General features: G+C 72.3%; 14 protein-coding genes. 13 read left to right on the top strand and 1 reads right to left on the bottom strand.

Annotated elements, in window-relative coordinates:
- Positions 1–33 precede the first annotated feature (33 nt).
- The 13 genes from WMF28_RS36695 to WMF28_RS36635 all read left to right on the top strand — a co-directional run bounded on the left by WMF28_RS36695 (position 34) and on the right by WMF28_RS36635 (position 15655).
- Entirely contained in the window at positions 34–1545 is a 1512-nt protein-coding gene (locus WMF28_RS36695) for a PGRS family protein (protein WP_437598188.1), read from the top strand.
- Positions 1546–1924: 379 nt separating this feature from the next.
- Complete coding sequence (locus WMF28_RS36690) at positions 1925–2833, top strand: hypothetical protein (protein ID WP_437598187.1); 909 nt, start codon at positions 1925–1927, stop codon at positions 2831–2833.
- Between the two features lie 138 nt (positions 2834–2971).
- Positions 2972–4462 (top strand): hypothetical protein, encoded by a 1491-nt coding sequence (locus WMF28_RS36685; RefSeq protein ID WP_437598186.1) that lies wholly within the window; start codon positions 2972–2974, stop codon positions 4460–4462.
- A 450-nt stretch (positions 4463–4912) separates the two neighbouring features.
- Positions 4913–5689, top strand: a complete 777-nt coding sequence (locus WMF28_RS36680; RefSeq protein WP_437598185.1) for a PP2C family protein-serine/threonine phosphatase — start codon at positions 4913–4915, stop codon at positions 5687–5689.
- Positions 5690–5858: 169 nt separating this feature from the next.
- Positions 5859–7007: a hypothetical protein gene (locus WMF28_RS36675; protein WP_437598184.1), complete on the top strand. Its 1149-nt coding sequence runs from the start codon at positions 5859–5861 to the stop codon at positions 7005–7007.
- 32 nt (positions 7008–7039) lie between these two features.
- Positions 7040–8167 carry a hypothetical protein gene (locus tag WMF28_RS36670; protein WP_437598183.1) on the top strand — a complete coding sequence of 376 codons (1128 nt, stop codon included), beginning with the start codon at positions 7040–7042 and terminating at the stop codon, positions 8165–8167.
- Between the two features lie 347 nt (positions 8168–8514).
- Positions 8515–9897, top strand: a complete 1383-nt coding sequence (locus WMF28_RS36665; RefSeq protein WP_437598182.1) for a hypothetical protein — start codon at positions 8515–8517, stop codon at positions 9895–9897.
- Between the two features lie 5 nt (positions 9898–9902).
- The gene (locus tag WMF28_RS36660; protein WP_437598181.1) at positions 9903–10286 is read left to right on the top strand and encodes a hypothetical protein; all 384 of its coding nucleotides are present in this window, start codon (positions 9903–9905) and stop codon (positions 10284–10286) included.
- 123 nt (positions 10287–10409) lie between these two features.
- Positions 10410–11186 (top strand): PP2C family protein-serine/threonine phosphatase, encoded by a 777-nt coding sequence (locus tag WMF28_RS36655; protein ID WP_437598180.1) that lies wholly within the window; start codon positions 10410–10412, stop codon positions 11184–11186.
- A gap of 105 nt (positions 11187–11291) precedes the next feature.
- Positions 11292–12401: a hypothetical protein gene (locus tag WMF28_RS36650; protein WP_437598179.1), complete on the top strand. Its 1110-nt coding sequence runs from the start codon at positions 11292–11294 to the stop codon at positions 12399–12401.
- A gap of 20 nt (positions 12402–12421) precedes the next feature.
- On the top strand, positions 12422–13972 hold the full coding sequence (locus tag WMF28_RS36645) for a PGRS family protein (protein ID WP_437598178.1): 1551 nt from the start codon (positions 12422–12424) through the stop codon (positions 13970–13972).
- A gap of 470 nt (positions 13973–14442) precedes the next feature.
- Entirely contained in the window at positions 14443–14691 is a 249-nt protein-coding gene (locus tag WMF28_RS36640) for a hypothetical protein (protein WP_437598177.1), read from the top strand.
- 187 nt (positions 14692–14878) lie between these two features.
- Positions 14879–15655 (top strand): PP2C family protein-serine/threonine phosphatase, encoded by a 777-nt coding sequence (locus tag WMF28_RS36635; RefSeq protein ID WP_437598176.1) that lies wholly within the window; start codon positions 14879–14881, stop codon positions 15653–15655.
- Between the two features lie 456 nt (positions 15656–16111).
- Here WMF28_RS36635 and WMF28_RS36630 read toward each other — a convergent pair whose 3' ends face one another.
- Complete coding sequence (locus tag WMF28_RS36630; RefSeq protein ID WP_437598175.1) at positions 16112–17059, bottom strand: NAD-dependent epimerase/dehydratase family protein; 948 nt, start codon at positions 17057–17059, stop codon at positions 16112–16114.
- Between the last annotated feature and the right edge of the window lie 255 nt (positions 17060–17314).

Below are 17314 nucleotides of genomic sequence, written 5' to 3'. Positions count from 1 at the left end.
CAGTGGATTTGGGCAAGCGCAGCGACCGTTGTCATGACCACGGGGTGCGATTCCCTGCGGGTCGACGTGACAGACGACTGCACGCGGATGCTGACCTGTGATTACTTTCTTCTGACTGGAAGCGGCGGCGGCACGCCCGTCGCGTGCGTTCCGAGCGAATCGACGTCGGCCGTGAGCGATACGTGCGGGGTGTTCGTGTCTGCGTCGGGGAGCGACGGGAACGCCGCGACGAAGGAAGCGCCGGTGAAGACGCTGCGGGCAGCGCTGGCGCTGGCGCAGGCGGAAGCGACGGGAACCCGACGCGTGTACGCGTGCGCGGAGACGTTCGAGGAGGCTGTGGAGGTCGCGGGGAGCGTGACGATCTACGGGGGGCTGGACTGCGCGAACGGCTGGGGGTGGGTCGGCGAGCAGCGCAAGACGGTGGTGACGGCGGTGGCGGGAGAGGTGCCGCTGGTGATGCGCGGCGGGGGAGCCGAGGCGAAGGTGCGCCTTGAGGACGTGCACGTGCAGGCGCGGGGGATCGAGCGGGAGGACGTGTCGCTCGCCGGCATGTCGTCGATCGCGGCGGTGGCGGAAGAGGCGAACGTGGAGCTCGCGCGGTGCGTGCTGGAGGCGGGGGATGCGGCTGTGGGAGCCGAGGGAGCTGCGTACGAGACGAGCGCGCTGGGTGGAGCCGAGGGCAACAGCGGAGGCGAGGCGTGCTCGGGCGAGCGAACGTTCGGTGGGGCGTCGGTCACGAACGATTGCGGCACGCCGGAGGATGAGAGCGACGATTCGCTCGGAGGCTCAGGCGGAAACGGCGAAGCGAACAGCGGCGGGGCCGGGACCGAGGGCTCGCCGGGTGCAACGCTGAACGGCGGCAGAGGCGAAGGCGCGCAGGTGTGCTCCGACGGGACCGAAGGTGCGGCTGGCGATTTCGGCGTCTCCGGCACGGGCGCGACGGGGCTGGGTGACATCAGCGCCAGCGGCTTCACCGGCGCGACCGGCAGCAACGGCACGAAAGGCGGCACCGCGCAGGGCGGAGGCGGAGGCGGAGGAGCGAAGGGCGGCGCGGGCGAAGGCAAGTGCATGTTGGCCGAGTCGGCCGGCGGCGCGAGCGGCGGCTCTGGAGGCGCGGGCGGTTGCGGTGGAGTCGGTGGGCGAGGCGGCAGCGCGGGCGGGTCGAGCATCGCGCTGATCAGCCTGAACGCGGCGCTGAGCTTCGAGGACGTGACGTTGAAGACGGGGCGCGGCGGAGCGGGCGGCAAGGGCGGGGCTGGCCAGGCTGGAGGTGCTGGAGGCGCTGGGGGTCCCGGCGGAAAGAAGCTTGAAAGTGCGACCGTGCTGCATGACGCGTGTGCCGGCGGTGCTGGTGGCAAGGGGGGCGTCGGTGGTCAAGGAGGAGGCGGGCGAGGCGGGCATGCGCTCGGGATCGCGTACAAGGGCGCGACGCCATCGACGCAGGGAGCGACGATCGAGGTGGGCGAGGCGGGCCCCGGCGGCGCGGGCGCGGACGCGGAGGGGGAGGGCGCCGCGGGCGTGAAGGTCGAGGTGGGGGCGTTCTGAGGTGACGCAGCTCGGTGCGGTGGCCGCGGCGAAGAGGACGCCGCCGCCGCGCCGAGCGAGGCGACGAGGATGAGGGACGAGACGTCGCGCTGGAGCTGGCGCGACGGACGGCGGACGTGTGCGCGCGGCGCGAGGCCGAGCGCGACGAGGGGCGAGGAGCGAGCAGGTGGACGGTGGATCTTGCGCGGACGAGGGAGCGACGGTGAGGCGAGAGCTGCATGCGGGGTGGCTTGCGATGTCGGTGCTGCTCGGGAGCACGGCGGCGACGAGCAGCGTCCGCGGAGAGGAACGACCGCTACCGAGGGCGAGTGCAGAGGATGAGCGTGACAGCGCAGTGCGTGACTTCGAGGAAGGGCGGAAGGCGCACGTGGAGGGTCGGTTGGAGGAGGCGGAGCTCTCGTACCTGCGAGCGTGGTCGCGGCTGAAGTCGTTCGATATCGCGGTGAACCTCGGGCAGGTGCAGCTGAGGCTGAACAAGGCCGCGTCAGCGGCGAAATACCTGGCGTACGGGGTGCGCGCCGTGGGTCCAGAGATCGAGCCGGAGCGGCTGGGGCGGATGCTGGCGCTGCTTGATGCGGCGAAGGCGCAGGTGGGGACGGTGCGGGTGCGTGTGAAGAACGTGGCGGACGCGGAGGTGTTCGTGGACGGCGAGCGCGTGCCGGCGGAGGAGGTGAAGCACGAGATCTACCTGGAGCCAGGGCCGCACCTGCTGGTGATCCGGCACGCGGGGTACGAGGACGAGCATGTGCGGGTGCTCGCGGCGCCAGCAAGCACCGAGACGGTCACGCCGGAGCTGAAGCCGAAGGCGGAGGAGGCGCCGGTGGCGAGCGAGGCGGAGCCGGCGAAGCTGTCGAAGGCACCCATCGTGGCGCCGCCGGCCGGCAGCGCGGAGGCACATGCCAGCGGGCCGAGAAAAGCGGTGCTGACCGGCGGCGCGGCGACGGCGGGGGCGGCGGCGGTCGCGGGCGTGGTGTTCACGGTGCTGGCGGTGACGAAGGGCAGCGATGCCGAGGAACGACGCGACTCTGTGGTCCGCAACCACGGTGCTGGCGCATGCTCGCGTGCGGACGCACCGAGCGCAGCGTGCGCCGGCTTGAGGGACGCATTCGAGGTGCATCAACGCTGGACCAACGCAGCATTCTGGAGCTTCGTGGGCGCCGGGGCGGCCAGCGTTGGGACGCTGATCTACGGGTTTTCGACGAAGCCATCGAGGCCACACGGGCGCGTGCTGGTAACGCCGTTGGTAGGAGCTGACAGCGTCGGGATTTCGGTGGCCGGTGTGCTCTGAGCGGACGCCGTGGATCGAGGAGACAGAATCATGCGTCGAACTGCTCGTCGTGCATCGGTGCTCATCGTGGGGTTGCTCATCGCGAGCGCAGCCGTTGCGGGCTGCTTGCCCTTCCCTCTGCTTGACGATTGCGAGCACATGCTCACCCACTGCGTGCTCAACGGCGCTGGAGGCGGCGGTGGTGATATCAGGCCCGGGTGCGACACCGATCCGACGCAGGACGCCGGCGCGGTGACGGACGAGTGCGCGGTGTTCGCGAGCGCGAGCGCGGAGCCTGACGGCGACGGGACGAAGGCGAGGCCGTACGCGTCGCTCGAGGAGGCGATCGCGAACGCGAACGGCAAACGGGTGCTCGCGTGCGCGAGCGGAGCGTTCGCGGAGAGCGTGACGATCGGCGCGGGGGTCGAGGTGATCGGGGGCTTCGACTGCGGCGCAGGGTGGACGTGGAGCGACGAGGCGCGGAGCGCGATCGAGGCGCCCGCGGATCGGATCGCGCTGACGCTGACGGAGGACGCCGGCGGGGCGAAGGTGCGGAGCTTCGCGGTGCGCGCGGCGAACGCGACGGTGGCAGGCGGATCGTCGATCGGCGTGGCGATGGCGGACATCGAGGCGGAGCTCGCGCAGGTGGACGTGACCGCGGGCGACGGGATGGATGGCGCGAAGGGCGAGACGCCTGCGGAGGCGCCACAGGCGGGCGCGAGCGCGGAGACGATGAGCGCGTCGAACGCGTGCGCGCTACCCGCCGCCGTGCGAGGCGGCGAGCCCGGCGTGACGACGTGCGAGGACGGCGAGACGAGCGGCGGTCGAGGCGGCCCCGGAGGAAGCCCGGGGACGGATGACGGCAACGGGCAGAACGGTGCGGATGGCGCGCCGTTGCCCGAGCCGAATCCAGACGCGTCCGGGCTTGGCGGCGCGGGACAGACGGATCCAGACGGCGACTGCAAGCCCGGCACAATCGGCAAGAGCGGAGCTCGCGGCGTCGCTGGCGCCGCGGGCAGCAGCACGACGCTGACGTTGAGCGGTATCGCGGGCGGCGACGGCGCCACCGGCACATCGGGCAAGCGTGGTCAAGGGGGCGGTGGTGGCGGTGGAGCGAAGGCCGGGCTGTTCTGCCCGGCCGGCGCGGACACCGTGGAGGGCCCCGGCGCCAGCGGCGGCGGAGGCGGTGCCGGCGGCTGCGGCGGCAAAGGCGGCGGCGGGGGCAAGGCCGGCGGGTCGAGCGTCGGCATCCTCAGCCTCGGGACGAGGCTGGTGCTGAGGGACGTGACTGTGACGGTGGGCAAGGCCGGCAAGGGCGGCGCCGGAGTCGCCGGACATAACGGTGCCGACGGCGGCATCGGCGCTGCCGGCGGAACTGCATCGGAAACACCACCGTCAACCCGGGGCTGCCGTGGTGGCGATGGCGGCCAAGGCGGAGCGGGAGGCCCCGGCGCTGGCGGTCGAGGCGGCCACGCCGTAGGCATCGCCTATGCGGCGGCCCCGAACGCAGCGCCGGCGGTGCAGGTCACCCTCGGCACGGCCGGCGACGGCGGCAGCGCCGCGCCCGGCGGTCCGACGGAGAGCGCCGGCGCGCCGGGGAGCGCCGGCATGTGCTGGAATTTCGGATCAGGTGAATCGTGTGAGAATTGAATCGCTCTGGAGGGAATGAGATTTCCCCGAGAAATCAAGGGCAACATCGCTTCAGGAGGCTGGACGTAGAGAGGGCCCAGGCAGTACCTTCTGTCGCGCCGCCGCAACGCGGGTCGGTGGGCTGCTCGGGGCTAACAACACTGCTGGGAAAGCGTGAGTGCCGGGCGGGTGGGCCGATGGTCTGCTGAAATCCTCCACTGCTTCGTCAGGCCTATAGTCTGGATATCTATCCAATGGCCATTGGCAGCAGCCCAGGAGAAGCGGACCCCTTTTCAGCCAGGCGCCTGACAGGGACGCGCGTGCGCCGACGTGGCCCACGCGCGCTGAAGCGCTGAGCAAGGAGCACCGCCTCGTGCGCTGAGGTGGTCGTGAGAAGGATTGAGCGCGCCGCGATACGCGGCGCGCCTTGGCTCGGCTCGTCTCGGCGACGAGCGCGCGAGGAGGACGATCGTGTATCCACAGCTCGCCATCGAGGCGGCAGCGCAGTCGGACGTGGGCCGCCGCAGGAGCCACAACGAGGACAGCTTCGCGGCGCTGCCGTGCCTCGGGCTGTTCATGGTAGCCGACGGGCTTGGCGGCCACGCGGCCGGCGAGGTCGCGTCCCGGATGGCCATCGAGGTCGTCAAGAGCTGCTTCGAGGGGGAAGAAGACCTCGAGGAGACGTGGCCCTACGGCACGGGGAGCGCGCACGACCGAGATGAGGTGCGGCTGGTGCTGAGCGTGCGGCGTGCCAACCAGGCGATCTACGACGCGAGCCAGCGCCACGAGCAGACGCGCGGCATGGCGACGACGTTTGCGGGCGTGCTGCTCGGGCCAGGCATGGCGTACATCGCGCACGTGGGGGATACGCGGGTCTACCGGATGCGTGGCGGCAAGCTGGACCGGCTGACACAGGATCACACGCTGCTGGAGGAGCTGCTCCGCGACGGCGATGGCGCGCTGGCAGCGCTCGAAGCGCTGAACGACCGGGCTAACGCCGTGACGCGGGCGCTCGGGTGCGACAAGAGCGTGGCGATCGAGTCACGCGTGGAGGCGACCGCGCCGGGAGACATCTTCCTCGTGTGCTCGGACGGGCTGTGGGGCCCGGTGCCCGAAGGGCGGATCGAGGGCGTGCTCGGGAGGCACCGTGACCTGAGCCTCGCGGCGAGCCTGCTGGTGGACATCGCGAACGAGCACGGCGGGCCGGACAACGTGACGTGCGTGCTGGCACGTCTCGGAGGCGGTTGACGTGAGCGGTGATGAGGTGTTGCAGGTGGGGCTGTCGCTCGCGTGCGGCGGGCGAGGCGCTGGACGTCGAGCGCCTCGCCGCACGCGAGGCGGTGTCATCGAGCTTCGCGGCCGAGACGAAGGCGGGATCGAGAGGAGGACCACGGCCGAGCGGTCTTCGGACCTTTCCATGACAACCGGGGTGCCGGCGGCGGACGTACCCCTCCCGTCCCGCGCGGAGCGCGGGACGTGGGAGGGGCGGGCCGCGCGCAGGCCCGAAGGGCCGAGCACGGACCGGGGGTGGGCATCCATCCTTCTGCTGCTCTTCCTTCTTGCTGTCGCGCTCAAGCCGGTCGGTGACACAACCCGGGCGATCCAGAGCCAGGGAGAGGACGAGGCGAGGGCCTACGCGGTGGGCGAGGTCGCGCCGCGTCCGCCGCACCCGACGGTGGAGATGGAGCGGATCCAGATCGAGGATCCGCGGCGGGTGCCGGCGCCGCGGGAGGGCGCGAGGCGGGGCGGCGGGGCGCGCAACCCGGCGCAGCGCGCGCCGCTCGCGGACGTGGGGGCGCCGGGCGTGTCGATGCCGGAGGGGCTGCCGGTGACGAAGCGGCAGCCGATCGTGATCGACAGCGAGATCCTGGCGGAGTGGCACGGGGGGCGAGGCGAGGACGGCGGGGCCGCTGGGAGCGAGGCGGCGACGGGGGACGCGGCGGCGGAGAGCGCGCCGGCGGGGAGCGCGGGAGCAGCGGGCGGGGCACCGCGGCTCGCGGAGATCGCGGCGGCGCGGCGCGCGGCGCGCCGGGCGGGCGGGCGGCGCGCGGCGGCGGTGCTGGTGATGGGCGTGCTGCTGGCCATCGCGGTGGCGGTGGTGCGATCCGGGAGGGGAGCACGCGACGGCGCGGGCGAGGTGGCCCGTGGCGCAGGCGGTGCGGCGCAGGCCGCAACGGCAGCGGTCCGGCAGGCGGAGGGGATGGCTGTGGCGAGCGCAGGGGTGCCGGTCGCGAGCGCGGTGGGGCCGGTCGCGAGCGCGGCGGCGCCAGTTGCGAGCGAGGCGGCGCCGGTCGGGAGCGCGGTGGCGTCGCCGGTTGCGAGCGTGGCGCCCACAGGAGCTGCCGTCTCCGCGCGGCCGATGCCGCGCGTGGAGGCGGCGGCGATGACCGCGCAGCAGAGCAGGCGGGGGGCGCCGGCCGCCTCGCAGCGCGCGTCGCCGGGGGCGAGCGGTTCGGCGGCGCCTGCGCGGGACGCGCCGAAGCGGCCGGCGGGCGCGGCGCCTGCGCGGGCGGGACCGGACGCGCCGCCGCCGCCGAGCCCATACGACACGCCGAACTTCGATTGAGCCGCCGGGATGGATCGATGATGGAACACGCGATGAGGAACCTGACGATGCACTTGACGGGCGCGGCGCTCTGCGCGCTGTGCGCCTTCGCGCCGGCTGCGGCCCTCGCGCAGGCCTCGCCGCCGAGCGCGGCGGCAGCAGCCGGGGAGGACGAGGCGCGCGGCGACAACGCCCGCGCGGCGCAGCTCTACCGGGAGGGGAACGATGCGTTCAAGCAGAAGCGGTGGTCGGACGCGGAGCTTTCGTACCTGAAGGCGTGGGCGCTGGTGAGGTCGTTCGACATCGCGGCGAACCTCGGAGAGGTGCAGCTCCAGCTGAAGAAGCCGCGTTCGGCGGCGACGTTCCTGTCGTTCGCGCTGAGGACGGCGCCGCCGTCGGCGAAGGCGGAGCAGATCGCGCGGATGCGGCACTTCCTGGACGAGGCGAAGGCGCAGGTGGGGACGGTGCGGGTGCGGGTGAAGAACGTGACGGACGCGGAGGTGTTCGTGGACCTCGAGCGCGTGCCGGCGGAGGAGGTGAAGCACGAGCTCTACCTGGAGCCAGGGCCGCACCTGCTGGTGATCCGGCGGGCCGGGTACGAGGACGAGCATCTGGGGGTGCTTGCAGCGCCGCGGATGACGGAGACGATCGAGCCGGAGCTGAAGCCGAAGGCGGAGAAGGCGCCGGTGGCGGCGGGGCCGGGAGCGGCGAGGCCGGGAGCGGCGAGCGCGCCGGGGATGGGGGACGCGAAGACGAAGGCGCCCGCGGCGGGGGCGAGGGCGGAGGAGCGGGCCGGCGGGCCGAGGACGGCGGTGATCACGGGTGGCGTGGTTGCGGCTGGCGTTGCAGCCGGCGTCGGGACGGTGTTGGCGGTGGTGGCCGCAAGCAAGTGGTCCGCCGCCAGTGACCAACGAGACGAGTTGAGGCGCGAGGGAGGCGTTTATGTGTGCGCCGCGGGGCAGCGCACTCCGAGCTGCCGTGATGCGGTGGAGCGCTACGACGACGCATCCGGGCTGTGGAATGCGGCGATCTGGAGCTGGATTGGTGCGGGGACGGTGGGCCTGGGAACGGCAGCCTATGCCTGGCTGGCGAAGGTGCCTCCCGAGCGGGCGGGGAGCGTGAAGGTGAGCCCGATGTTGGCGGTACACGGGGGCGGTCTCGTGGTGACGAGCGCGTGGTAGTGCGGCGAAAGAGGCGGTGCATGGAGCGCATGGACGCGAGAGATTGCGGGGCTGGGAAGATGGCGTCGACGGGACAGGCTAGCGTGACGCCGGTGGCAACGTGCCCGAAGTCCAGTCAGGGCATCCGGCCTTCTTCGAGGATATCTGCGATGCAAGGCGCGCGATGGAGGGGCGGGGCAATCGTGACGTTCGGCGTGGTGCTCGGCGCGAGCGGAGCAGGATGCTTCGTCCAGCCACCGGAGTGCCTGCTGGGCGTGTGTCTCGACGCTGTGCCGGCGGGTAGCGGCGGTGGCGGCGGTAACGGCAACCCAGCATGCGACGCCGACCCAACGCAAGATGCCGGCGCGGTGATCGATGAATGCGCGGTGTTCGCGAGCGCGAGCGCGGAGCCTGACAGCGACGGGACGAAGGCGAGGCCGTACGCGTCGCTCGAGGAGGCGATCGCGAACGCGAACGGCAAGCGGGTGCTCGCGTGCGCTGGCGAGGCGTTCGCCGAGAGCGTGACGATCGGCGCGGGGGTCGAGGTGATCGGGGGCTTCGACTGCGGCGCGGGGTGGACGTGGAGCGCCAGCGCGCGGAGCGCGATCGAGGGGCCCGCGGACGAGATCGCGCTCACGCTGACAGAGGGTGCGAGCGGGGCGAAGGTGCGGAGCTTCGCGGTGCGCGCGGCGAGCGCGACGGAGCCCGGCGGATCGTCGATCGGCGTGGCGGTGGCGGACGTCGACGCGGAACTCGTGCAGGTGGACGTGACCGCGGGCGATGGGATGGATGGCGCGAAGGGCGAGACGCCGGCGGAGGCGCCACAGGCGGGAGCAGCGGCGGGGGCGGTGGGGAACGCTTGCGGCCTCGTCCTCGACGGAGAACCCGGCGTGACGACGTGCGAGGACGGCGAGACGCGCGGCGGTCGAGGCGGGCGCGGAGGAAACCCCGGGATGGATGAGGGCAACGGGCAACGCGGGGAGGACGGCGCGCCGTTGCCAGAGGAGAACCCGAACAACAAGGGGCTCGGCGGTGTCGGCCAAACCGATGCGGCTGGTGAATGCCGGCGTGGAGAGGATGGCGTGTCAGGTGCTGCCGGCGTTGCTGGCACTGCCGGAAGCAGCACGACGCTCGCGTTGACCGGCGTTGTGGGCGGCGACGGTACGCACGGCACGACGGGCGGTCGCGGTCAAGGGGGCGGTGGTGGCGGTGGAGCGAAAGCAGGGCTCTTCTGCAAGGCCGGCGAGGACACTGTGGAGGGCCCCGGCGCGAGCGGCGGCGGAGGCGGGGCCGGCGGCTGCGGCGGCAAAGGCGGCGGCGGTGGCAAGGCCGGCGGGTCGAGCGTCGGCATCCTCAGCCTCGGGACGAGGCTGGTGCTGAGGGACGTGACTGTGACGGTGGGCAAGGCCGGCAAGGGCGGCGCCGGAGTCGCCGGACATAACGGTGCCGACGGCGGCATCGGCGCTGCCGGCGGAACTGCATCGGAAACACCACCGTCAACCCGGGGCTGCCGTGGTGGCGATGGCGGCCAAGGCGGAGCGGGAGGCCCCGGCGCTGGCGGTCGAGGCGGCCACGCCGTAGGCATCGCCTATGCGGCGGCCCCGAACGCAGCGCCAGCGGTGCAATTCACGCCCAGCACGGCCGGCGACGGCGGCAAAGCCGCGCCCGGCGGCCCGTTGGAGAGCGCCGGCGTGCCGGGGAGCGCTGGTATTTGCTGGGATTTCGCGGCGCAGTCGCCGTGTGGAGGGTGAGCACGATGAAGGCACCGAAGGACATCACCGCCGCGCTGAAGGACCCATCGGTCTCTCTGGCTCCGTGGAGCGATCCGGTGTGGTGCGCGACGACGCCGAAGGCGGAGAAGAAGCGGCTCGCCGAGGTGCGTGCGCGACGGGTGATGGAGATCGACGGGATCGAGGACGCCCGGATGGAGGCGTGCCTGGTGCAGTTCGCTGGCTGGGTGGAGAAGTGGGCGGCCGAGGAGCGAGCCGCCGAGCAGGAGGCGGACAACGAAGCGTGGGTGAGCATGGCGCCGGCGGAGGCCGAGCAGCGCAGCAAGTCGCGCCTGGCGCAGGTCGGCGCGGTGCTCCTCGTCGTGGGGCTCGTGTGCGGCGTGGTGCTGGCGGCGCTGCGGCTGCGCTGAGGTAGCGACGTAGCGAAGGCCGCGCGCGTCGCGGCCTGATCACATCGAGGGAAACGCGCGCCGCGGAGGTTGGCGCGCCATGGCTCGGCTCGTCCTGAGGACGAGCGCGCGAGGAGGACGATCGTGTACCCACAGGTTGCCATCGAGGCGGCAGCGCAGTCGGACGTGGGCCGCCGCCGCAGCCACAACGAGGACAGCTTCGCGGCGCTGCCGTGCATCGGGCTGTTCATGGTGGCCGACGGGCTGGGCGGCAACGCGGCCGGAGAGGTCGCGTCCCGGATGGCCATCGAGGTCGTGAAGAGCTGCTTCGAAGAGGACGAAGAGCTCGAGGACACCTGGCCTTACGGCACGGCGCCGGCGCGCGATCGGGACGAGGTGCGGCTGGTGCTGAGCGTGCGGAGGGCAAACCGGGCGATCTACGACGCGAGCCAGCGGCAAGAGCAGACGCGCGGCATGGCGACGACGTTTGCGGGCGTGCTGCTCGGGGCGGGGATGGCGTACATCGCGCACGTGGGCGACACGCGGGTGTACCGGATGCGTGGCGGCAAGCTGGAACGGCTGACGCGAGACCACACTCTGCTGGAGGAGCTGCTGAGCGAGGGCGACGGCGCACTGGCAGCGCTAGAGGCGCTGAACGGCCGTGCGGACGCGGTGACGCGGGCGCTGGGGTGCGACGAGAGCGTGGAGATCGAGTCGCGTGTGGATGCGACGCAGCCGGGCGACGTGTTCCTCGTGTGCTCGGACGGGCTGTGGGGCCCGGTGCCCGAGGCGCGGATCGCGGGCGTGCTGGGGAAGCACCGGGACCTGAGCCTCGCGGCGAGCCTGCAGGTCGACATCGCCAACGAGTGTGGGGGTCCGGACAACGTGACATGCGTGCTGGCACGCCTCGGGGGCGGGTGACGTGCGCGGTGATGACGCGTTGCTGCCTCCCGTTACGGGCGCACCAAGACCCGAGCGTGTGCGCACGCGGCGGGACAGCGAGCGCGCCGAGCGAGGAGCGGGCACGTGGATGACGGACTTTGCGAGGGCGAGGAAGCGACGGTGAGGCGAGAGCTGCACGCGGGTTGGCTGGCGATGTCGTTGTTGCTCGGAAGCACGGCGGCGACGACGAGCGCGCGCGGAGAGGAGGGGGCGGCGGCGGGGTCGAGCGAGGAGAGCGAGCGTGACCGCGCGGCGCGTGACTTCGAGGAGGGCCGGACGGCGCAGTTGGCAGGCCGGCTGGAGGAAGCGGAGCTCTTGTACCTGCGGGCGTGGGCGCGGATGAAGTCGTACGACATCGCGACGAATCTCGGGCACGTGCAGCTGCTGCTGAACAAGCCCGCGTCGGCGGCGAAGCACGTGGCGTTCGGGGTACGCACGGTGGGGCCTGAGATCGAGCCGGAGAAGGTTGCGCGGATGGAGGCGCTGCTGGCGGAGGCGAAGGCGCAGGTGGGGACGCTGCGTGTGCGCGTGACGAACGTCGCGGGCGCGGCGGTGTTCCTCGACGGCCAGCGCGTGCCGGAGGAGGAGGCGAAGCACGACCTCTACGTGGAGCCAGGGCAGCACCTGCTGGTGCTGCGGCACGCGGGGTACGAGGAGGCGGTGATCCCGGTGGCGGCGGTGGCGGGGTCGCGCGAGGAGATCACGACGGAGTTGAAGCCGAAGGCGGCGATGCGGTCAGGAGCGGCGAGCGCGCTGCTGATCGGGGACGCGAAGCCGAAGGCGCCCGCGGCGGGGGCGAGGGCGGAGGAGCCGCGGAGCTGGGCGCCGGTGATCGCGCTGGGCGCGGCGAGCGTGGTGGGGCTCGGGGCGGCGGCAGGGTTCACGGTGGCGTCGAACGGGGCGAGCGCGGACATGCGCGCGCAGCGAACAGCGCTCTGGCAAGCCGGCGGTGCGTGCATCGACGCCCCAGACGATCACGCCCTTGCATGCAGAGAGCTCCGCAGGACAGCAGCGCGTGTCGACGTTCACGCGAATGCGGCGCGTCTTGCCTACGTGGCCTCGGGCGCGCTGGCGATAGCTGCGTTGACGTACGCCATCTGGCCCGGAGGGCGACCAGCGCGCGCGGTCTCTTTGGAGGCTGGGACTGGGCTGGGTGCGGGCGGTGCAAGCATCGCCGTGGTGGGCTCGTGGTGAGGAGAACAGGGAGAGGCGCGATGAGAAGGCGGAGAAGGGCTTGGGCGCTCGGTGCTCTGGGGCTCGCCATCGAAGCGAGTGCCTGCGAGGCTCTATGGAGCAACGACGCGGACGACTGCGAGTTCACGCTCACGTGCGAGTATCACCGCGGGCGATGGGACGAGACGCCCGTGGTGTGCATCCCGAGCGAGACCGTGAGCGCGGTGGACAACGCGTGCGGGGTGTTCGTGTCGGGGTCGGGCGCAGACGGGAACGCTGCGACGAAGGAGGCGCCGGTGCGGACGCTGCGGGCAGCGCTTGCGCTGGCGGAGGAGAGCCGGACGCGCCGGGTGTACGCGTGCGCGGAGGCGTTCGAGGAGGCGGTGGAGGTGACGCCGGGGGTGACGATCTACGGAGGCCTGGACTGCGCGAACGGCTGGGGCTGGGTCGGCGGGGAGAGGAAGACGACGCTGACGGCGGGGGCGGGAGAGGTGCCGCTGGTGATGCGCGGCGGGGGAGCCGAGGCGAGCGTGCGGGTGGAGGACGTGCACGTGCAGGCGCGCGGGATCGAGGCGGAGGACGAGCGGCTCGCGGGGGTGTCGTCGATCGCGGCGGTGGCGGAAGAGGCGAACGTGGAGCTCGTGCGGTGCGTGCTGGAGGCGGGGGACGCGGCTGCGGGAGCGGAAGGCGCTGCGTACGAGACGAGGGCGATGGGGGACGCGACGGGGAACGAAGGAACCGAAGCATGTTCGGCCGCTGCGTCGCTGGGTGGGCTATCGGTCAAGAACGACTGCGGCACGCCGGACGACCCGAGCGACGATTCGCTCGGAGGTGCTGGCGGCATCGGCCAGGAGAACCCGGGCGGCGCAGGCTCACCGGGCACGCCAGAGAGATCGGTGAACGGAGGCAAAGGCGAGGGGGCAGACGTGTGCACCGAAGGGACCGCTGGAGAGAACGGCACCGAGGGCGGGCCTGGTGCAGGCGCGACGGGCCTCGGAGAGATCAGCGCCAGCGGCTTCACCGGTGCCACCGGCCGCGACGGCGCGAAGGGCGGCACGGCGCAAGGCGGAGGCGGAGGAGGCGGAGCGAAGGGCGGCGCAGGCGCCGACAAGTGCCCGAACGAAGCGTCGGCCGGCGGGGCGAGCGGCGGCTCGGGAGGCGCGGGCGGCTGCGGCGGTGCAGGTGGCCGGGGCGGCGGAGCCGGCGGGTCGAGCATCGCGCTGCTTAGCCTGAACGCGGCGCTGAGCTTCGAGGACGTGAAGCTGAAGACGGGGCGCGGCGGAGCGGGCGGCAAGGGCGGAGCCGGGCAGGAAGGCGGCGAAGGAGGCGCCGGAGGTCCCGGCGGCACGAAGACCGAGGGCGCGACGGCGTTGAACGACGCATGCGCCGGAGGAGCGGGCGGCAAGGGAGGCCCGGGCGGTTCCGGTGGAGGCGGCCAGGGCGGGCACGCGATCGGGATCGCGTACAAGGGCGCGATGCCATCGACGCAGGGGGTGACGATCGAGGTGAGCGAGGCGGGCCCCGGCGGCGCGGGCGCGAACGCGGAGGGGGAGGGCGCCGCGGGCGTGAAGGTCGAGGTGCGGGCGTTCTGAGGTAGGCGAGCGGCGCGCGCTGCGGCGGAGCTCCGCCGCGGCGGCCGCGTGGAGTGGGGCGGCGAGGACGAGGAACGACACGGCGCGCCACGGCCGGCGCGACGACCGGCGGGCGTGTGCGCGCGCGGCGGGACAGCGAGCGCGGCGGGAGAGCCAGGAGCGAGCACGTGGATGGCGGACTTTGCACGGATGAGGAAGCGACCGTGAGGCGAGAGCTGCACGCGGGGTGGCTGGCGATGTCGGTGTTGCTCGGCAGCGGCGATGAGCGCCCGCGGAGAGGAGCGAGCGGAATCTGCTGGAACTTCGCGACCGACGAGTCCTGGGAGAAATGAGATTGAACATGTCATTTCATGACAATTTCACGCAGCTAAACGTAAGTCAGTGCGTGGCCGCCGGTTTCGGCGAAAGAACGCTTGGTGAGCCGATTCGTCGGCGGCAGAATGGGCACCCTCACCTCACGAGGAGCGCACATGGCCAAGCGGCGGTTCCGTGGCAACGGCATGCATCGATCGGGCAACGTGACCCACGTGAGCCGGATGATGATGTGGGAGCTTTCGATGGTGCGGAAGCTGGGGCTCGAGGACGTCGACTGGGACCCGGAGCACGGTTGCCCGCTCTGCAGAGCAGAGCGAGCCGCTCGAGGGGAGCCGGTGGAGGAGCTCACGCCGCCGTCCGGGACGCGACCCAAGCTCCCGCTGCACGACGACGAGCACGAATGATCGAAGGGCGCCGCTGCGAGGGCGCCCGTTCAGGAGAGCACGCAAGCGCGGAGATGACGGCTCGCGCGCGCTGAACCACCGCGGCAGCGCCGCGGCGCGCTGCCCACGATAGAAGGACCCGGCGCCCTGCATCCCAGCGCGCCTTGGCTCGGCTTGCCCTGGCGGCGAGCGTGCGAGGAGGACGATCGTGTATCCAAGGCTCGCCATCGAGGCGGCAGCGCAGTCGGACGTGGGGCGGCGACGGCGCCACAACGAGGACAGCTTCGCGGCGCTGCCGTGCCTCGGGCTGTTCATGGTGGCCGATAGCCTGGGAGGCAACGCGGCCGGAGAGGTGGCGTCGCGCATGGCGATCGAGGTGGTCAAGAGCTGCTTCGAGGAAGAAGCAAACCTGGAGGACACATGGCCGTACGGCGCGGCGAGCCCGCACGACCGGGACGAGGTGCGGCTCGTGCTGAGCGTGCGCCGCGCGAATCGGGCGATCTACGAGGCGAGTCAGCAGCAGCCCGAACGGCGCGGCATGGCGACGACCTTCGCCGGCGTGCTGCTCGGGCCGGGGATGGCGTACATCGCGCACGTGGGCGACTCGCGCGTGTACCGGATGCGCGGAGGAAACCTGGAGCGGCTGACGCGGGACCACTCGCTGCTCGAGGAGCTGCTCCGCGACGGCGACGGCGCGCTGGCAGCGCTCGAGGCGCTGAGCGATCGGGCGAGCGCCGTGACACGGGCGCTCGGGTGCGACGAGAGCGTGGCGATCGCGTCGCGCGTGGAAGCGACAGAGCCGGGCGACGTCTTCCTCCTGTGCTCGGATGGGCTCTGGGGGCCGGTGACGGAGGGGCAAATCGCGGGGGTCCTGCAGGCGCACCAGGAGCTGAGCCTCGCGGCCAGCCTGCTCGTCGACCTCGCGAACGAGCACGGCGGGCCGGACAACGTGACGTGCGTGCTGGCGCGCCTCGGAGGCGGGTGACGCAATGGACAGCGACCGCGGCGCGACGCACGACGATCGGTATGAGAAAATAACGGCTCGGATCGCAATGGCGTCCGCGACGCAAATTGCGCGAGCCGTGGTCGGAAAAGGATCGACACGCACCGCGATCGAGCGCTATCCCCTTACCTGCCGCGGCGACGCGGATCGGTGGGCTGTCAGGCGCTTACAACTTCGCCACAACCCTGCGTATGTGGCGTGCGAAGGCGCCGGCGGAGAGGCCGATGATCTGCTGAATAGACCCGATCCGTACCGGACCTAAAGTCTGGATGTTATCCAAAGGTCGCAGACGGCAGCCCAGCGCAGCAGATCCTCCTTTTTTGCGTCTTCAACGCAACGCTCGTGGGAGCGGCGCCGTGACGTTGTCGCTTTCGTCCCCCGCGTCGTCGCTCTCGTCCCCCCATCGGAACCTCCGGCCCATGAGGGCGCCGGGCCCCGCTACCGGGTGAGCCCGAGCCTCCGCGACTGCCAGGCCACCTGGGCGGCGAGCCCCTCGCGCAGGGGCACCCGGGGCACATACCCGAGCGCCGACCGCGCCGCCGTCGTGTCGGCCCAGGTGTGCCGGACGTCGCCGGCCTGCGGCTCTCCCCGCTCCACGCGCACCGGCCCGGCGAGCTCCCCGAGCAGCCCGAGCGCCTCGTTCAGGCTCACCCGCGAGCCGCCGCCGATGTTGAACACGCCGACCGCCCCGCTCTCCATCGCCTCGACGTTGGCCTGCACCACGTCGCTCACGTACGTGAAATCGCGCGTCTGCTCGCCGTCACCGTGCACGCGGACCGCCTCGCCCTTCAGCACGGCGGCGATGAACCGGTGAAACGCCATGTCGGGCCGCTGCCCGGGGCCGTACACCGTGAAGTACCGGAGCGAGATCGTCGGCAAGCCGAAGTTGCGCCGGTACAGCTCGCAGAGATGCTCGGCCGCGAGCTTCGTCACCCCGTAGGGCGAGTGAGGGGCGGTCCGGCTGGACTCGTGCATGGGGACGTCGTCCGCATCGCCGTACACGGAGGACGACGAGGCATAGACGAGCTTGCGCACCCGGCCGTGCGCCCTCGCCGCCTCCAGCAGCCGCTGCGTCGCGAGCACGTTGTCGCGCAGGTAGCCCTCGAAGCTCTGCCCCCAGCTCGGGCGCACCCCCGCCTGCGCCGCCTGGTGGAAGACCACCTCGCGCGCCGAGAGCAGCGGGCGCAGGTCGTCCGTCGCGAGATCGGCCGTCGAGAGAGAGAAGCGCGGCCCGCCGAGCAGCCGGGCCAGGTTCCCTTCCTTGAGCTCGCGGGCGTAGTAGTCGGTGAAGCGATCCACCCCGAGCACCTCATGCCCGAGCTCGACCAGCCGCTCCGCCAGGTGGGCGCCGATGAACCCGGCCACCCCAGTCACCAGACAACGCATCCGTCTCCCGTCCTGGTCCCGCCGCGCCGCGCCGCGCGGCCCGCCGCCTCGTCCTGCCGCCCTGCGGCCTCCCGTCCCGGTCCTGCCGCGTCGCGGCGCGGCGATGCTAGCACTTCAGCCCGTCCATTGGGCCGGCTGCCGCCCCGCTGCGCGACGCGCGCGCCCGCGGCCGAGCGAGCTCCAGCAGCGTGGGCCGGAGCGCAGGCGAGGCGCTTTTTGCAAATACACCCACCTTTCCGATGTATATTTCTGAAT

It is taken from the genome of Sorangium sp. So ce590 (assembly GCF_051521365.1).
In the GTDB taxonomy this organism is placed as follows: domain Bacteria; phylum Myxococcota_A; class Polyangia; order Polyangiales; family Polyangiaceae; genus Sorangium.
This window is presented reverse-complemented; position numbering and strand designations above follow the sequence as displayed.